Below are 14727 nucleotides of genomic sequence, written 5' to 3' on the forward strand. Positions count from 1 at the left end.
AAAACTAAATATATTCATCTTAAACAATTGACTATACGCAAATTTACTAAATTTAGGTGAAATTACGGATATTCAATTAAAATATCATTAAGTAGTGATTTTTATTTTAAAAAAATCGAAATTTATTACGTTATCTTTATTCTGTATTAATATTCAATATCATATAAAAAGTGAGAATTTTATCAAGCTTTAAGTTAAATAAAACTTTATTCCGAAATAAATTTAAGCCTATTTTTTTTAATTCATAATGACTTGCATAATCTCTGACAATAATTGTTCTAAATATAAAAAGGTATTCGGATAAATTTTTGTTATTTTGACAATTGTAATTTTCTGATATGTATAATTTCCTCAAATCCATTATTAAAAGTTTTATTCCTCAAAATGTTCTTGTAAAAAATGAAGAAAATTTTAGAAAAATCTTAAAACCTTTATATAAAGGGAAAAACCATCAGTGTAATGTATGTGAAACCCAGCTTAAAAGTTTTGCAAAACTTAATAATGGAGATTTGATTTGCCCTGTATGCGGAAGCATTTCCAGAACCAGAAGACTTTATAAGCTTTTAAATGAGGAATTTATTGTTCCTGATATTGCGATATTAGATTTTTCACCTTTCAGAATATTATACAGAAAATGGAAAAAGAAAACCAACATACAATATTTTGCTACAGATTTCGGAAACGATTTTATAGCTGACTACCGCTACGACATTACCAATATTGACTGTAAAGATGAAACTTTTGATCTCATTATCTGTTATCATATTTTAGAACATATTGTAGATGATAAAAAAGCAATGAGTGAACTTTACCGGGTTTTGAAGAAAAATGGAACAGTCTTAATTCAGACACCATTTAAAGAGGGAGAAATTTATGAAGATTATTATATCGTTACGGAGAAAGAGAGATTAAAACATTTCGGGCAGGAGGATCATGTGAGGATTTATTCTGTTGAGGGATTAAAAGAGAGATTGCAAAACTCCGGTTTTTTCGTAAATGTCAAAATTTTTGAGAAAGATAATTATTACGGATTTTCACAGGGAGAGAAAATACTAATTTGCAAAAAGTAAAACTTAAAGCAATTTGACAAAAAAATTAATAATTTAAATCAAGATTCATATTTTTTATTAAATTCTAAAAATTTAACCATGAAAAAAACAATCATTCTACTTTCTGCTGTATTAAGTTTTACAGCAAACGCTCAATGGAGTTTAACCGGGAATTCAGGAACTAATCCTTCAAATAACTTTATTGGAACTACAGACAACACTTCTTTGGTTTTTAAAACTAATAATCTGGAAAAACTGAGAATTAATCCTGATGGCAGATTCGTCTTCTTAAATCTTTCTTCGACTGGTCAGATCTGGGACAAAAATTTATTTTTCGGGGGTGGTGTAAATAATGCTACAAGTATTCTTAATACAGTTTTTGGAATTGGGGCTTTTACTCAAAATACGACTGGTGGTGGAAATACTGCCATTGGAAGTAATGCAATGTCTATAACATCAAATGGAAATTCTAATACAGCAGTTGGTTCTGGGGCTATGAATAATGCGCAATCCGGTTCAGATAATGTTGCAATTGGAACAAATGCTTTGGAATCTTTTATTTCCAGTTCCGGAAATACTGCTATTGGTTCTCATGCAATGGCTTATGGATCAACTGGAACTAATAATACCGCTATAGGTGTAAGTGGTTTAAGATATCTTAAAAGTGGTACCGCCAATGTATCAGTAGGCAGCGAATCGTTTAGATCATTAGACAATGGCTCCAATAACATCAATCTAGGCTACTCTAATGCAAGAAATATTTTATCAGGAAACAACAATATATTTATAGGAACCAATATTGTGCCCTACAACGCAACGTCGCCAAACAATGAGTTAAATATAGGCAATTGGATTGTTGGAAATAACGGGACAATCGGAATTGGGCAGTTTACCAATCAATTACCCGCAAATGGAATTGCAAACGATGGTGAAAAATACAAACTTTTTGTAAAAGATGGGATTAAAACAGAAAAAGTAAAAGTAGATATTGCTGCAAATAATGGATGGGCTGATTATGTCTTTGAGAAAGGTTATAAACTAATGCCATTAAATAGTGTTGAAAAATTTATCAAAGAAAACGGACATCTTCCGGAAGTTCCTACAACGGAAGAGGCTATCAAAAATGGTATTGAGCTTAAGGAGATGAATATTCTACTTCTGAAAAAGATTGAAGAACTTACGCTTTATACCATAGAGCAACAGAAAAGAATTGAAGCACTTGAGAAAAAAGTTAAGTAATTAATTATATAAAATCTTAATGTATGAAAAAGTTTTATATAACAATTATATTGACCATATTGCCCTTATTAATTTTTGCTCAAGGAGTAAATGACAATTGGTATTTTGGTCAAAATGCAGGAGTAAATTTTTCAGGAAATATACCTCTCGCACTTACAGACAGTCAAATGTACGCTGAAGAAGCTACAGGAACGGCAAGTGATGATAATGGGAAATTATTATTTTATACTAACGGTGTTGATGTTTATAACAGGCAACATCAAATTATGCAGAATGGTACAACTATCGGTGGAGGTCTCTCTACCCAACAACTTGTAATTGTAAAAAGTCCAGCTAATCCAAAACAATACTATATATTTACCGGAGCAGAAATAGATGACACAAATACATACATTGCATATACAGTTGTTGATATGGATTTGGGAAATATCGGAACAGATGGTCATCCTCTTGGTCTTGTTCTCCCTGATAAAAAACGTATTCCAATTTTAAATACTACGGGTAACAAAATAAATACTGAAGCTATTACAGTTGTTATGCATTCTGACCACAATTCCTTTTGGATTGTAATTCCTAATCAAAACAACTTATATAGTTATAGATTATCAGGAGCAGGATTTAATCCTACTCCGGTCACAAGCAGTTTAGGTCTGCTAAACCCTCTTAACGAAACAAAATATTTTGGAATAAAAGCATCACCTGAAGTAAACTTTACAAAGCCATTTTCGAACTATATATCTATAAATATGTGGTATCCACAAACTGAATATATGAACAGAGTTTACTCGTTCGAAAACTCTACAGGACAAATAACTAATCATTTTACATTAAATATTAATACTTCTAAATCTTATATATCTGAATATAGTAAAAATGGTAATATTTTTTATTTGGGTCAAGATAAAGTCTATGCTGTAAATCTTGATTCATCTATATCATTTCCTGTTTTTACACAAATATTTTCTGGAGCACCGGGAGTATATTTTTACGGGATTCAAAAAAATAAATATGATGATATTTACTTAAGTAATTTTAGCTCAAACTATCTAAGTAAGATTAATAACCCTAATAATTATGGAGCAAGCTCTATAATTTTAAATTCTATAAATCTTAACGGGAAAAGTACTTATTTAGGATTACCACAACCTCTATTTTGGTCATGGGCAGGTGCTACTGAATGTATTGTTGATCTGGCATTGCAAAATCCCGAAGTACATAGTAATTATACATATTCAGTAAGCGATTACATTATTACTTCTGGAAACTACTCTACTGATTCATCCAATCAGTCAATTATCATGAAGGCTAATAACTTTATACTTATGGCTCCTAATACATCAATTAAAAAAGGTTCTGATTTTTTAGCTAAAATAGCACCTTGTGAAATATTAGAGAATAAAAAAGAAAACACATCAAGAACCAATAGCAATCAGAGAATATCTTTGAATTTGGACTTGAGAGAGAACACGAATAATGATAATTTTGTAAATATTTATCCTAATCCTGCATCTGATTTTATTAAAATTGAATCTAAAGTCAAAATAATTTCTTGGGAAATATATGATATCTCCGGAAAAAATATATTAAAAGGAAATCAAGATAGAATTGATATTAAATCTTTAATCAGTGGATCATATTTAATAAATATTAATTTTGAAAAGGGAATAAGACAATCTAAAAAAATCATTATTAAATAAATTTCATATAATATAAAAGGCTGTCTAAATTTTGGGACAGCCTTTTATATTGTAAAATGATGAAATTATCCATGCAACTTCTTCCAGATCACATCTTTCAGTTCCATAAGACCATCTCCGGTAACGCCTGAGAAAAATAAAGGCTGTCTGTTTTCCGGAAATTCTACAGAAATTTCTTTCCTCAGCTCTTCATCCAAAAGATCAGATTTTGAAATAGAGATAATAAAATCTTTATCCAGCAATTCAGGATTGTATTCCTTTAATTCATTTTCCAGAATTTTAAACTCCTGAAAATGATCTTCAGAATCAGCCGGAATTAAAAACAACAGGATAGAATTCCTTTCAATATGTCTTAAAAAACGGTGTCCCAAACCTTTTCCTTCAGCCGCTCCTTCAATAATCCCCGGAATATCTGCCATTACAAAAGATTTATAATTTCTGTAATCCACAATTCCAAGATTAGGGGTTAAAGTGGTAAAAGCATAATCTGCAATTTTAGGTTTAGCCGCAGAAACGGAGGATAACAACGTAGATTTTCCTGCGTTCGGAAATCCTACAAGACCTACATCCGCAAGAATTTTAAGCTCGAAAACAACGTATCCTTCCTGTCCGTCCATTCCTGGCTGCGCAAATCTCGGAGTCTGGTTGGTAGAAGATTTGAAGTGCTCATTTCCTTTTCCTCCCATTCCTCCTTCCATCAGGATTATTTCCTGACCGTCTTCCAGAATTTCACCGATGATCTCGCCATCTTCATTTTTAGCAATCGTTCCGATAGGAACTTCAATATAAACATCGGCTCCGTAAGCTCCTGTTAACTGATTCTTTCCTCCGTTTTCACCACGCTCCGCTTTTACGTGTCGCGTGTAACGCAAAGGAAGTAAAGTCCATTCGTTGGCATTTCCCTTCATGATGACGTGGCCTCCTCTACCTCCGTCTCCTCCATCCGGACCGCCCTTAGGAATATATTTTTCACGGCGGAGATGCGCAGAACCTGCTCCTCCATGACCGCTTTTACAATGAATCTTTACGTAATCTACAAAATTTGACATAATTTTAATTCAAGGTTTTATGTTGAAGGTTCAAAGTTTTAACCTTGAATTTGGAACTTTGAACCTTGAATCAAAAATTTTTACTTTTGAAACTTCTCTACTTCAGCGAAAAGTTTTTCAGAGATTTCATTGATGTCTCCGACACCGTTGATCTCAACATATTTGCCCTGCTGCTTGTACAGCTCAGCTACTTCTGCTGTTTTTGCGTAGTACTCTTTTATTCTGTTTTGGATGATCTCTACATTACTGTCGTCTGATCTTCCACTGATTTCTCCTCTTTTCAGCAATCGGTCTACCAAAATTGAATCTTCAACCACCAAAGAAAGGCATACATCAATTTCATCATTCAATTCTTCTTTCACTATTTTTTCCAATGCTTCCGTCTGAACAGCCGTTCTCGGATAACCGTCGAAAATAAATCCTGCTGCATCGGTAGGTTTTCTGATCTCATCGATCAGCATATCTGTTGTTACCTGATCCGGAACCAATTCTCCCTTATCAATGTAAGATTTTGCCAATTTTCCAAGCTCGGTATCATTTTTCATGTTGAATCTGAAAAGATCACCTGTTGAGATTTGTTTTAAATTGAATTTCTCGATCAGGTTTTGTGCTTGTGTTCCTTTTCCACTTCCTGGAGGACCGAACAGAACGATGTTTATCATAATGTTGTTTTGCTTCCGGCAATCGGCACTGCTTTTTTCGGCCTGCTTCCTGCTTTTAGCTGTTTTTAAGTTATTATTAAATTTATTTCTTTATTTTACTTTTAAGCTAAAAGCTATCAGCTAATAGCCAACAGCGTTTTAATGATTGATTTGTCCGTCTTCTAACTGGTACAAATTGGGTAAGTTTCTTCCTAATTCATCATAATCCAGACCGTACCCTAAAACAAATTTGTTTGGAATTTCTTTCCCGATATAATCCAGCTTAAAATCCTTCTTATATACTTCAGGTTTCAGTAAGAATGAAGCTATTTTTACAGATTTAGGACGCTGCGTCTCGTTAAAATACTTGAAAAGACTTTCTACGGTATTTCCGGTATCTACAATATCTTCTACCAGAATGATGTGACGGTCTTTTACATCCTTCGTCAGTTCCATTTTCTGGTAAACAATTCCTGTAGATTCTGTTCCCACGTAAGAACTCATCTGGATGAAAGCAATTTCGCATGGTCCCGGATAATGCTTCAAAAGGTCTGAGAAGAACATAATCACCCCATTCAAAACACCTATAAAAACAGGAACTTCATCTTTATAATCTTCATAAATCTTTAAAGCCGTAGCTTTTACAATCTCCTGAATCTCGGCATCCTCCAGATAAGGAACAAAAGTTTTGTCGTGAACTTTAATACTCTCCATAAAAAATTTTAGTAGTTGGCAAAGTTACGGATTTTTGACGAAAGTTTTTAATGGATAAAGATGAAGAGTTTTTAAAATCATTGAGCCCTATATTTTCAATGCTTTACTACAGAATGCCTTAGAAACATTTGAAATCATCCTGCCGAAAGACAAAAGAATTCACTTAAAATTAAAACTAAGTTTTTAAAATTACCCAAGATGTTAAAAATCAAATATTTACAATCGCATTATTTTAACATTGTTTTAACCTTTTTTCTTATATTTGCTGATTAGTCCAAAAACCTTACAATGTCCCTGTACCAAAGAATTGCTGAGAAGCTGCAATATATAAGCCCGAATTTTTATAAAAAAAGATATTTTAAAACCTTAAACAATCTTACCAAAGATAATTTTTCGTCGCGAAATGTAGAACCGGAATTGGTTTGGATTAAAGAATTCTTACCTAAGAATGCAGTAATCTTTGATATCGGAGCCAATGTAGGAACCTTCCTTTATCAGCTTGAAAATAAGCTGGATCATGAGAACATCTATGCTTTTGAGCCCAATAAAAAACTGTATCACCGTCTGAAAAGATTATTTCCGGCAATGCGGATTTTTCCTTTGGCACTGTCTGACGAAAATACAACGGCTGAATTTAAAGTTCCGATCATCAACGGAAAAATGGTTGCTTCAAGAGGAACCCTGAATACAGACTACAAGGAAAAAGGCGAAGAACAGAGCTACACCGAAAGAGTAAAAGTAATAAAACTCGACGAATGGGCGGCAATTGAGCATTTCAGCAGGCTCGATTTTATTAAAATTGATGTGGAAGGCAATGAAATGAAAACACTTCACGGTGCGAAGCAGATTATTAAACAGTTTTCACCAACTTTAATGGTGGAAATGGAACAGAGACACCACCAGACTCCGATCTGGGAAGAGATCTCAGAAGTTGAATCGTGGGGTTATGATGCAAACTATCTGAACAGGCACACTTTTGAGCTTAAAAAATTAACGGAAGAAATTCTTTTAAAAAACATCAGCGACGAAAAAAATAAAACAGAATACATCAACAACATTATTTTTATTCCGAAAAACTAATAAAAGATGAGTGTAGTAGCAAGGCAGGGCTTTAAATATTCCATCATTGGGTATATTGGTTTTTTACTGGGAACCGTTTCAATATTTATTTTCATGAATAATCTTGAGTTCTACGGAACTTTAAGATATATCATGCCAACCGCAGAAATGTTCGTTCCTTTCGTTGTGTTCGGGATTTCTTACGCTAATGTAAAATTTTTCCATAAAGTAGATAAAGACGGAAAAAAGCAAAACATGCTTTCGCTATCTCTGCTTGCTGTGGTCATTAATTTTGCTATATTTCTGTGTATCTTCTTTCTGATTCCCTATTTTTTTCCGGAATTTAAGAATACCAAAGCATGGAAAATTAAAAACATCATTCTGCCACTTACTTTAACTCTTTCTTTTTGTGCAATTTTTAATAAATATATTTCAAATTACAAAAGAATAGTCGTTTCTAATATTTTTGACAATCTTTTTCCAAAAATTGCCAATCTGGGTGCTTTTCTTATTTTTATATATTTAGCATCACGGTACACAGAGCCTTCAACTATTCCTGAAAAAATCGCATTGATTTTCTTTTTCGGAATGTTTGCCCTGATGTTTTTTGGATATATTTTTTACACGAATAAACTGGAAAAAATAAATCTGGATTTCAGTACAGATTATTTCAAAAAAGATAACTTTTACAAAGAGTTCGCCGCTTATAGTTTTTTCGGGTTTTTAGGAACTTTTGGAAATTATTTAGCCATCAACAACTTTATGATTGGGGAATTTCTGGGGATGGAAGAAAACGGAATTTACTCTACACTTTATGCTTTAATTTCACTAATATCGATACCCCAATTAGGTTTATTTAATATTTCAGCACCTATTATCAGTAAAAACCTTGCAGACGGAGATATGGAAGGTCTGGATAAATTTCATAAGAAAACATCCCTCACTTTGTATTTTCTGGGAGCAGTTCTGTTTTCATGCATCATCATCGGGTTTCCTTATCTTACTTATTTTATGCCTAAAAACGGGATTCTTTTAAGGGAATATCAACCGGTTGTCTGGATTTGGGGATCTGCGGTTCTGGTCGATTTAGCAACAGGCTTCAACGGAAACATTATTTCCCTTTCAAAATATTATAAATTTAATATTGTTGTAATGCTTTTATTAGCAGGACTCACCATACTCTTAAATCTTTACTTTTTACAAAACACAGATCTTAAATTAAGCGGAATTGCCCTGTCTACAGCGATTTCTCTTACCACCTACAATGTCATTAAGATTATTTTCAACTATGTAATGTTTAAAGTTTCTCCTTTAACGATTGAAATGATTTTTGTATCCATTATCTGTACTTTAGCGGTTACGGTTGCGATTGTTTTGCCGAATTTCGAAAGTAATTTCATCAACATGATTTACAAACCCGCCGTTGTGCTGATCCTGATTTTTATCGGAAATTATTTTACCAAGATTTTCCCTGTTGAAGACTATCTGAACAGAAATTTTATCAAAAGTATTTTTAAATTTAAATAGAAATTAATTCGTTTAATAGCTTTTCGAGTTTTTGCTGAACAGATTTTTTATCGAAATCTTTTTGAAAGTCGAACTGACTGTTTTTGAGTGATTTAAACTGCTCCAGAATATCTTTTTGCTCAGGAACAATAAAATCTAATTTTGAAGCATAATTTGAAGGAAAAACAGCCTGTTTTCCAAATTTGATGGCATCCCCAAGATTTCCCGTCATTTTTGTTTTGCCGTACACTTCTTCCTGACTGAAAAACGTAGTTTTCTGCTGAATAGGACACCACAAAACGTCCGCTTTCTGCATCCAGTCTTCGAAATCAGCTTGAGAAACTCTCTCTGAAAAATAGGTAATGTTGATATATTTTAATGAACGTTCCAGATCTATAATATCTTTTAATTCTTCATTTTTTGCTCTTCCTAAAAAGACAAATTCAATGAATTTATTTTCAGGATCTGAATGTTTATTTAACTTTTCAAGGTTCTTTATCATTGAAAAACCCCTTTTATAATCTCTTCTTTGCTGGGAAACTCCACCCGGAATAACAATAGTTAACACTTTATTTTCCGGTTTTTTAAAATTTTTAGTGTAAAAAAGAGGTGAAAATTTCAATTTATCAGAACTCAACTCTTCATCCAAAACCAATAGCTTTTTTGCTGTCTGATAGACTTTTGATGAATTTAACAGACCTTCTTTCCACAACAATTTCAGTCTGTATATCTGATCTTCTTTAAAAATACTTTTGATAAGGCTGAACTTTGAAGATTTCATAAAGTTCATGTTGTGAACAATTACGGAAGCATTGTATTTTTTTACAATCGCAAGAAAGGTGTTGAAATAACGGTGAACCGTTCCGATGATAATTACATCATATTTTTTAAATTTCAACTGGTCTAAAATCATTGAACTGTCCGACAGAAAAATATTCTCTCCGGATTCAAGTATCTGATCTTTTATTTTTTTTGAAAAATAATAATCTACGGTAAATTCTCCGGAACCGCTCATCACATTGATAAAATCCTGAGCAATTTCCGCATGGGTATCAATTTCTATGTAGGCTATTTTTTTCAAAGGTTTATTTTTAGAAATTTTTACGCAAAGATCAAAAAGTTTTTTGTTTCACTTTACATTTATTTTCGTTCGCAAAGATACCTCGACAAGCTCAGCATAAACTATTCACTCAGCAGAGAACCCAAAGTTTTTTTTTAATAATAACGAATCGCGGACAACCACATTTTATTTAATTAATTACATTTTCAGCCATTTTTTCTTCAGCATATTCCAGCGCTGATTGTTGATGACTCTCTGTTCCTCTTTTGAAATTTTCAGTTCCAATTTCTGAGAACGGCAGTTTTCATACGATTTAATGATTGAAAAGAAAAAAGCAGCCGATTTGCTTTTCATGGCTTCTTTTGAGGAAGCGATGTAGGCTAAAAACCGGTTCAGTCCTAAAAAATAAAAATATCTTCCGTAGTAATCTGCCGGTTTTATGGTATAATCTGCTCCTTTTACTTTAATTAATTTCACGTGAAGTTCCGGAAGAACAACTTCTTTCCACCCAAGATTTTCCAGTAAAATGGCATCGATATTGTCCCATCCCAAAGTTTCACGAATGCCTTTCATCCCGATAAAACTTTCTTTTCTGTACGCTTTCATCGGACCACGAACATGATGTTTGTTGGAATTTCCCTCATAGATCCATTCTCCGTCTTTTTCAACGTACAGTAAACCGCCGACCAAGCCGTATTTCGGATTATTTCTGAATGCATTTTCTACCGTTTCAAGATAATCTTCCGATAAAATGATATCTGCATCAAATTTACAGATGATCTCAAAATCCTCTATATTCTGAGTATTCAAGCCATTTTTAAAAGCATTGACTACTTTTGAACCGGGTTGATGCGCAGATTTCTGAAGATCAATCGTTTCAAATCTTGAATCATGATCTGTATATTTTCTGATGACTTCCGAAGTTCCGTCTGTAGAACCGTCATTAACGACCACGACTTTAAAGTCCTTAAAACTCTGCCGTTGTAAAGAATCTAATGCAAAAGGAAGATTGTTTTCTTCGTTATGCGCAGGAATGATGATTAAAAATCTCAAAAGAAAAATATAAATGATGAATAATAAGCGATAACTGATAAAATCAGGCTAGATTTTAATCATTTATCGCTTACCGTTACTATTATTTGTTGTGGGGTTTCAGCATATTTTTAGGATCAAGGATTTCATCCAGTTTCTCCTGAGAAAGAAGTCCTTTTTCCAATACTAAATTGTAGACACTTTTTCCTGTTTCCAAAGCTTCTTTGGCAATCGCTGTGGATTGTTTGTAGCCGATGTAAGGATTTAAGGCGGTTACGATTCCGATGCTGTGTTTCACCATATTCAGGCAGACTTCTTTATTTGCTGTAATTCCGACGATACATTTTTCGCGGAGTGTATCCAAAGCATTGCCTAAAAAGTGAATATTTTCCATGATCGCGTGAGAAAGTACAGGTTCCATTACATTGAGCTGTAGTTGTCCTGCTTCTGCTGCAAAAGTTACCGTAAGATCATTTCCGAACACTTTAAAACAAACCTGATTCACCACTTCCGGAATCACAGGATTTACTTTTCCCGGCATAATTGAAGATCCCGGCTGCATTGGAGGTAAATTGATTTCCGACAATCCGGCTCTTGGTCCTGAAGCAAGCAATCTTAAATCGTTGCAGATTTTTGACAGTTTAACAGCAAGACGTTTCATTGCGGATGAATAGATCACATAAGAACCTGTATCCGGCGTTGCTTCTACCAGATCCGGCGCTGAAACGACAGGAAAACCTGTTAACTGTGCTAAATTTTTCGCACAGAGTGTTGCGTATCCAACCGGAGCATTAATTCCTGTCCCGATCGCAGTGGCACCCATATTAACTTCTACAAAAAGATTGGCGTTATTATTTAATTTAGAAATATCTTCTTCCAAAGTAGCTGCAAAGGCTTCAAATTCCTGTCCCAAAGTCATAGGAACCGCATCCTGAAGCTGCGTTCTTCCCATTTTGATAACATCCTGAAATTCTTTCCCTTTCGATCTGAAAGCTTCAACGATTTTCTCCAGTTTTTCTACAAGAGAAATGTTCATCTGAAGCAGTCCCATTTTAATTGCCGTAGGATAAGCATCGTTGGTAGACTGGGAAAGATTGATATGATCGTTGGGTGAACAGAATTCATACTGTCCTTTATTTTTCCCAAGTTTTTCCAGAACACGGTTGGCAATTACTTCATTGGCGTTCATGTTGATGGAAGTTCCTGCTCCACCCTGAATCATGTCCACCGGAAACTGGTCGTGCAGTTCTCCGTTTATTAATTCATCACAAACTTCAGCAATGGTATGATATAAATTTTCATCCAGCAGACCCAGCTCATAATTGGTTTTGGCTGCCGCTTTTTTTACGAAAGCCAACCCTTTGATGAACTCCGGATATGAAGATAAAAGCTGTCCTGAAATTTTAAAATTATTAATCGCTCTTTGCGTCTGTACTCCATAATAAGCATTCACCGGAACCTCTAATACTCCCAGCAAATCGCTTTCTTTCCTGAAATTTTCCATTACAGATTTTTTAAATATTTTGAGACTTTAAAGATAGCAAAAACGCACCGAAACCGATGCGCTTTCCTTATTTATTTTGTAGGATATTTTACGTTTAAAGCCTGTAATATGGAGAATGTTTCTGCATCCATGATTCCGTCGTAATTCTGTGGTCGGAAGTGATACTGAAATGCTTCTATTGTTTTTTTGGTGGCATCATCCCATTTACCGCTCAGATCCAATGCATACCCGAATTTCTGCAACTGCGTCTGAACATTAAAAATAAACGTCGGATCGTTGTATTTTGACTGAAAATCCGTAGATGTCGCAAGATCGTAGAAACTTTGCTTCACGGCATCATCATACCACATTCCGATCTGGTATTCGTCGTATAATTTTTTCCATGGAAATAAAGGTCCCGGATCCTGTTTTCTTGTAGGTGCAATATCTGAATGTGCCAGAATATTGGTTGCCGGAATATTATATCTCGCTACAATATCTTTCACCAAAGCGGCTACTTTTTTCACCTGAGCATCATCAAAAGGCATGAAAGTTCTTTTTCCTGCAGCATCTGTGGTGAATCCTGAATTTACAATCTCAATTCCAATAGATGTATCATTAAGGTTTTTATCGGCTCTCCAAGCGCTTACTCCGGCGTGATACGAACGCTTATTTTCATCTACCAACTGATAAATTTCGTTATCTCCTGTATTATTTACAAGATAATGTGCACTTACCGCCTGCTGAGATAATACGGTAATGGATTTATCATCCGGTAAAGCTGTATAATGTAAGATTAAATATCGCTGTCTGAAATTCTGTGCAATTGCCGGAAAGTAAGTTTTCACCACTTTATAACCTGCGGGTTTTGCAGAAACAATAGAACCATAACTTGCGGTGTTGTCATTTTTAGTAATATCCGCAATATTGGTCGTAAAAAATTCTACTCCATGATCGGAAGTGATTTTTGGTTTTGGCTTATCATTAGCTGAAGTCTGCCCTGCTGTTTTCGGCTGTACTGAAGGGGTTCTCGGGATGTATTGTTTTTTTTTGGCATTTTGCTGAGAAGTACAGGAAAAAATCAAAGAACTTAATCCGATGATATATAATGTATTACGCATTTGTTTACTTTTTTTGTTGTTTATTACCTCAAAAATACACAAATTTTTCTTGAAAAATATTTGGTAAATAAAGAAATCTGTTCTATATTTGCACTCGCAATAAAGGAACAACGATCATTAAAAAATAAGATAAACAGGAGGGTTGCCGGAGTGGTTAACGGAGCAGTTTGCTAAACTGTCGACGCGAAAGTGTCGCAAGGGTTCGAATCCCTTACCCTCCGCTTTTCTATATATCTTTTCGGGGCGTAGCGTAGTCCGGTCATCGCGCCTGGTTTGGGACCAGGAGGTCGCAGGTTCGAATCCTGCCGCCCCGACTTTTTTTAACGCGCTTATCTACTAACTAAGCGGGAATCAACTTTATAATGGGTGCGTAGCTCAGCTGGATAGAGCATCTGCCTTCTAAGCAGACGGTCAAAGGTTCGAATCCTTTCGCGCTCACAGAAACCTCATAGCTTTTGTTATGAGGTTTTTTGTTTATATTAACTTTATATTTTTTACCCATCAATCTACATCACTCAAACTTCATACAGAACAGAAACATCAAATGGAAATTTAATTTCCCTTAACAAATCCGAGGCTTCTAATGCATGAAAAACAATATTTTCACGGATCAATCGCAAAACTTGGGGGCTATGCAAAAAGTTTAGTTAATCTGAATAGAAAGAAAGTTCTGTCTTTTACCCCTCGAAGTTGTAGTCTGAAGTTTTTAATTTTCGCATTAAAAGATTCCGCAGCAGCATTGGTGCTTCTTGCTTCAAAATAATTGAGAATATCGTTGTAATGATTTATAATGGTATTCTTTAGTGTAGAAAATGATTTAAAACCCGACTCTTCAACATCCTTAAACCAATGAGCCAACTTCAACATGGCAACGGATTTTGTTATATTTTGATTGTATATTTTTCTTAAACTATCCGATAAATGGTAGATTTTTTCTAAATCGGGATATTCTCTAAACAGGATCTTTACCCGTTTACTTTGATTTTCTGTCCATTTTTCCCTGCTTTTGTAAAGTAAATACCGGCTTCTTGCCAGAAGTTGTTTTCGGGTATCTCCGTTTTCAAAAATATGAATGTC

General features: G+C 34.3%; 13 protein-coding genes and 3 tRNA genes. 8 read left to right on the forward strand and 8 right to left on the reverse strand.

Annotated elements, in window-relative coordinates; translation table 11 throughout:
• The first annotated feature begins 338 nt into the window (after positions 1–338).
• The 3 genes from B0E34_RS19020 to B0E34_RS19030 all read left to right on the forward strand — a co-directional run bounded on the left by B0E34_RS19020 (position 339) and on the right by B0E34_RS19030 (position 3985).
• Entirely contained in the window at positions 339–1070 is a 732-nt protein-coding gene (locus tag B0E34_RS19020) for a class I SAM-dependent methyltransferase (protein WP_087712056.1), read from the forward strand.
• A gap of 78 nt (positions 1071–1148) precedes the next feature.
• Positions 1149–2288, forward strand: a complete 1140-nt coding sequence (locus B0E34_RS19025; protein ID WP_087712058.1) for an autotransporter outer membrane beta-barrel domain-containing protein — start codon at positions 1149–1151, stop codon at positions 2286–2288.
• 23 nt (positions 2289–2311) lie between these two features.
• Positions 2312–3985, forward strand: a complete 1674-nt coding sequence (locus B0E34_RS19030; RefSeq protein WP_087712060.1) for a T9SS type A sorting domain-containing protein — start codon at positions 2312–2314, stop codon at positions 3983–3985.
• Between the two features lie 65 nt (positions 3986–4050).
• On the opposite strand, the gene obgE is transcribed toward B0E34_RS19030, so the two are convergent.
• The 3 genes from obgE to hpt all read right to left on the reverse strand — a co-directional run bounded on the left by obgE (position 4051) and on the right by hpt (position 6389).
• Positions 4051–5034, reverse strand: coding sequence for a GTPase ObgE (gene obgE, locus B0E34_RS19035; RefSeq protein WP_087712062.1), 984 nt, complete (start codon positions 5032–5034; stop codon positions 4051–4053).
• Positions 5035–5114: 80 nt separating this feature from the next.
• The gene (locus B0E34_RS19040) at positions 5115–5696 is read right to left on the reverse strand and encodes an adenylate kinase (protein WP_076392151.1); all 582 of its coding nucleotides are present in this window, start codon (positions 5694–5696) and stop codon (positions 5115–5117) included.
• Positions 5697–5834: 138 nt separating this feature from the next.
• Complete coding sequence (hpt, locus tag B0E34_RS19045) at positions 5835–6389, reverse strand: hypoxanthine phosphoribosyltransferase (protein ID WP_076392149.1); 555 nt, start codon at positions 6387–6389, stop codon at positions 5835–5837.
• A gap of 288 nt (positions 6390–6677) precedes the next feature.
• Here hpt and B0E34_RS19050 point away from each other — a divergent pair, with 288 nt between their 5' ends.
• Both B0E34_RS19050 and B0E34_RS19055 read left to right on the forward strand, forming a co-directional pair.
• Positions 6678–7469: an FkbM family methyltransferase gene (locus B0E34_RS19050; protein ID WP_076392147.1), complete on the forward strand. Its 792-nt coding sequence runs from the start codon at positions 6678–6680 to the stop codon at positions 7467–7469.
• Positions 7470–7475: 6 nt separating this feature from the next.
• A complete protein-coding gene (locus tag B0E34_RS19055; RefSeq protein WP_087712064.1) occupies positions 7476–8975 on the forward strand; it encodes a lipopolysaccharide biosynthesis protein in 1500 nt (499 codons plus the stop codon).
• Here the strand turns inward: B0E34_RS19055 and B0E34_RS19060 are convergent.
• From B0E34_RS19060 to B0E34_RS19075, 4 genes are all read right to left on the reverse strand, one after another.
• Entirely contained in the window at positions 8968–10035 is a 1068-nt protein-coding gene (locus B0E34_RS19060) for a hypothetical protein (protein ID WP_087712066.1), read from the reverse strand. The genes B0E34_RS19055 and B0E34_RS19060 overlap by 8 nt on opposite strands.
• A 177-nt stretch (positions 10036–10212) precedes the next feature.
• On the reverse strand, positions 10213–11067 hold the full coding sequence (locus B0E34_RS19065; RefSeq protein ID WP_087712068.1) for a glycosyltransferase family 2 protein: 855 nt from the start codon (positions 11065–11067) through the stop codon (positions 10213–10215).
• A gap of 82 nt (positions 11068–11149) precedes the next feature.
• Positions 11150–12550: an aspartate ammonia-lyase gene (gene aspA / locus B0E34_RS19070; RefSeq protein ID WP_087712070.1), complete on the reverse strand. Its 1401-nt coding sequence runs from the start codon at positions 12548–12550 to the stop codon at positions 11150–11152.
• Positions 12551–12621: 71 nt separating this feature from the next.
• Positions 12622–13650, reverse strand: a complete 1029-nt coding sequence (locus tag B0E34_RS19075; protein ID WP_087712072.1) for an N-acetylmuramoyl-L-alanine amidase — start codon at positions 13648–13650, stop codon at positions 12622–12624.
• Positions 13651–13786: 136 nt separating this feature from the next.
• Here B0E34_RS19075 and B0E34_RS19080 point away from each other — a divergent pair.
• The 3 genes from B0E34_RS19080 (at position 13787) to B0E34_RS19090 (ending at position 14088) form a co-directional block, all read left to right on the forward strand.
• A tRNA-Ser gene (locus B0E34_RS19080) sits at positions 13787–13871 on the forward strand.
• 18 nt (positions 13872–13889) lie between these two features.
• Positions 13890–13964, forward strand: a tRNA-Pro gene (locus B0E34_RS19085).
• A gap of 50 nt (positions 13965–14014) precedes the next feature.
• Positions 14015–14088, forward strand: a tRNA-Arg gene (locus B0E34_RS19090).
• 192 nt (positions 14089–14280) lie between these two features.
• Here the strand turns inward: B0E34_RS19090 and B0E34_RS19095 are convergent.
• A partial coding sequence (locus tag B0E34_RS19095; RefSeq protein ID WP_165762938.1) for a transposase occupies positions 14281–14727 on the reverse strand: 447 nt, incomplete at its 5' end.

This window comes from Chryseobacterium mucoviscidosis (genome assembly GCF_002177115.1).
Taxonomy (GTDB): Bacteria; Bacteroidota; Bacteroidia; order Flavobacteriales; family Weeksellaceae; genus Chryseobacterium; species Chryseobacterium mucoviscidosis.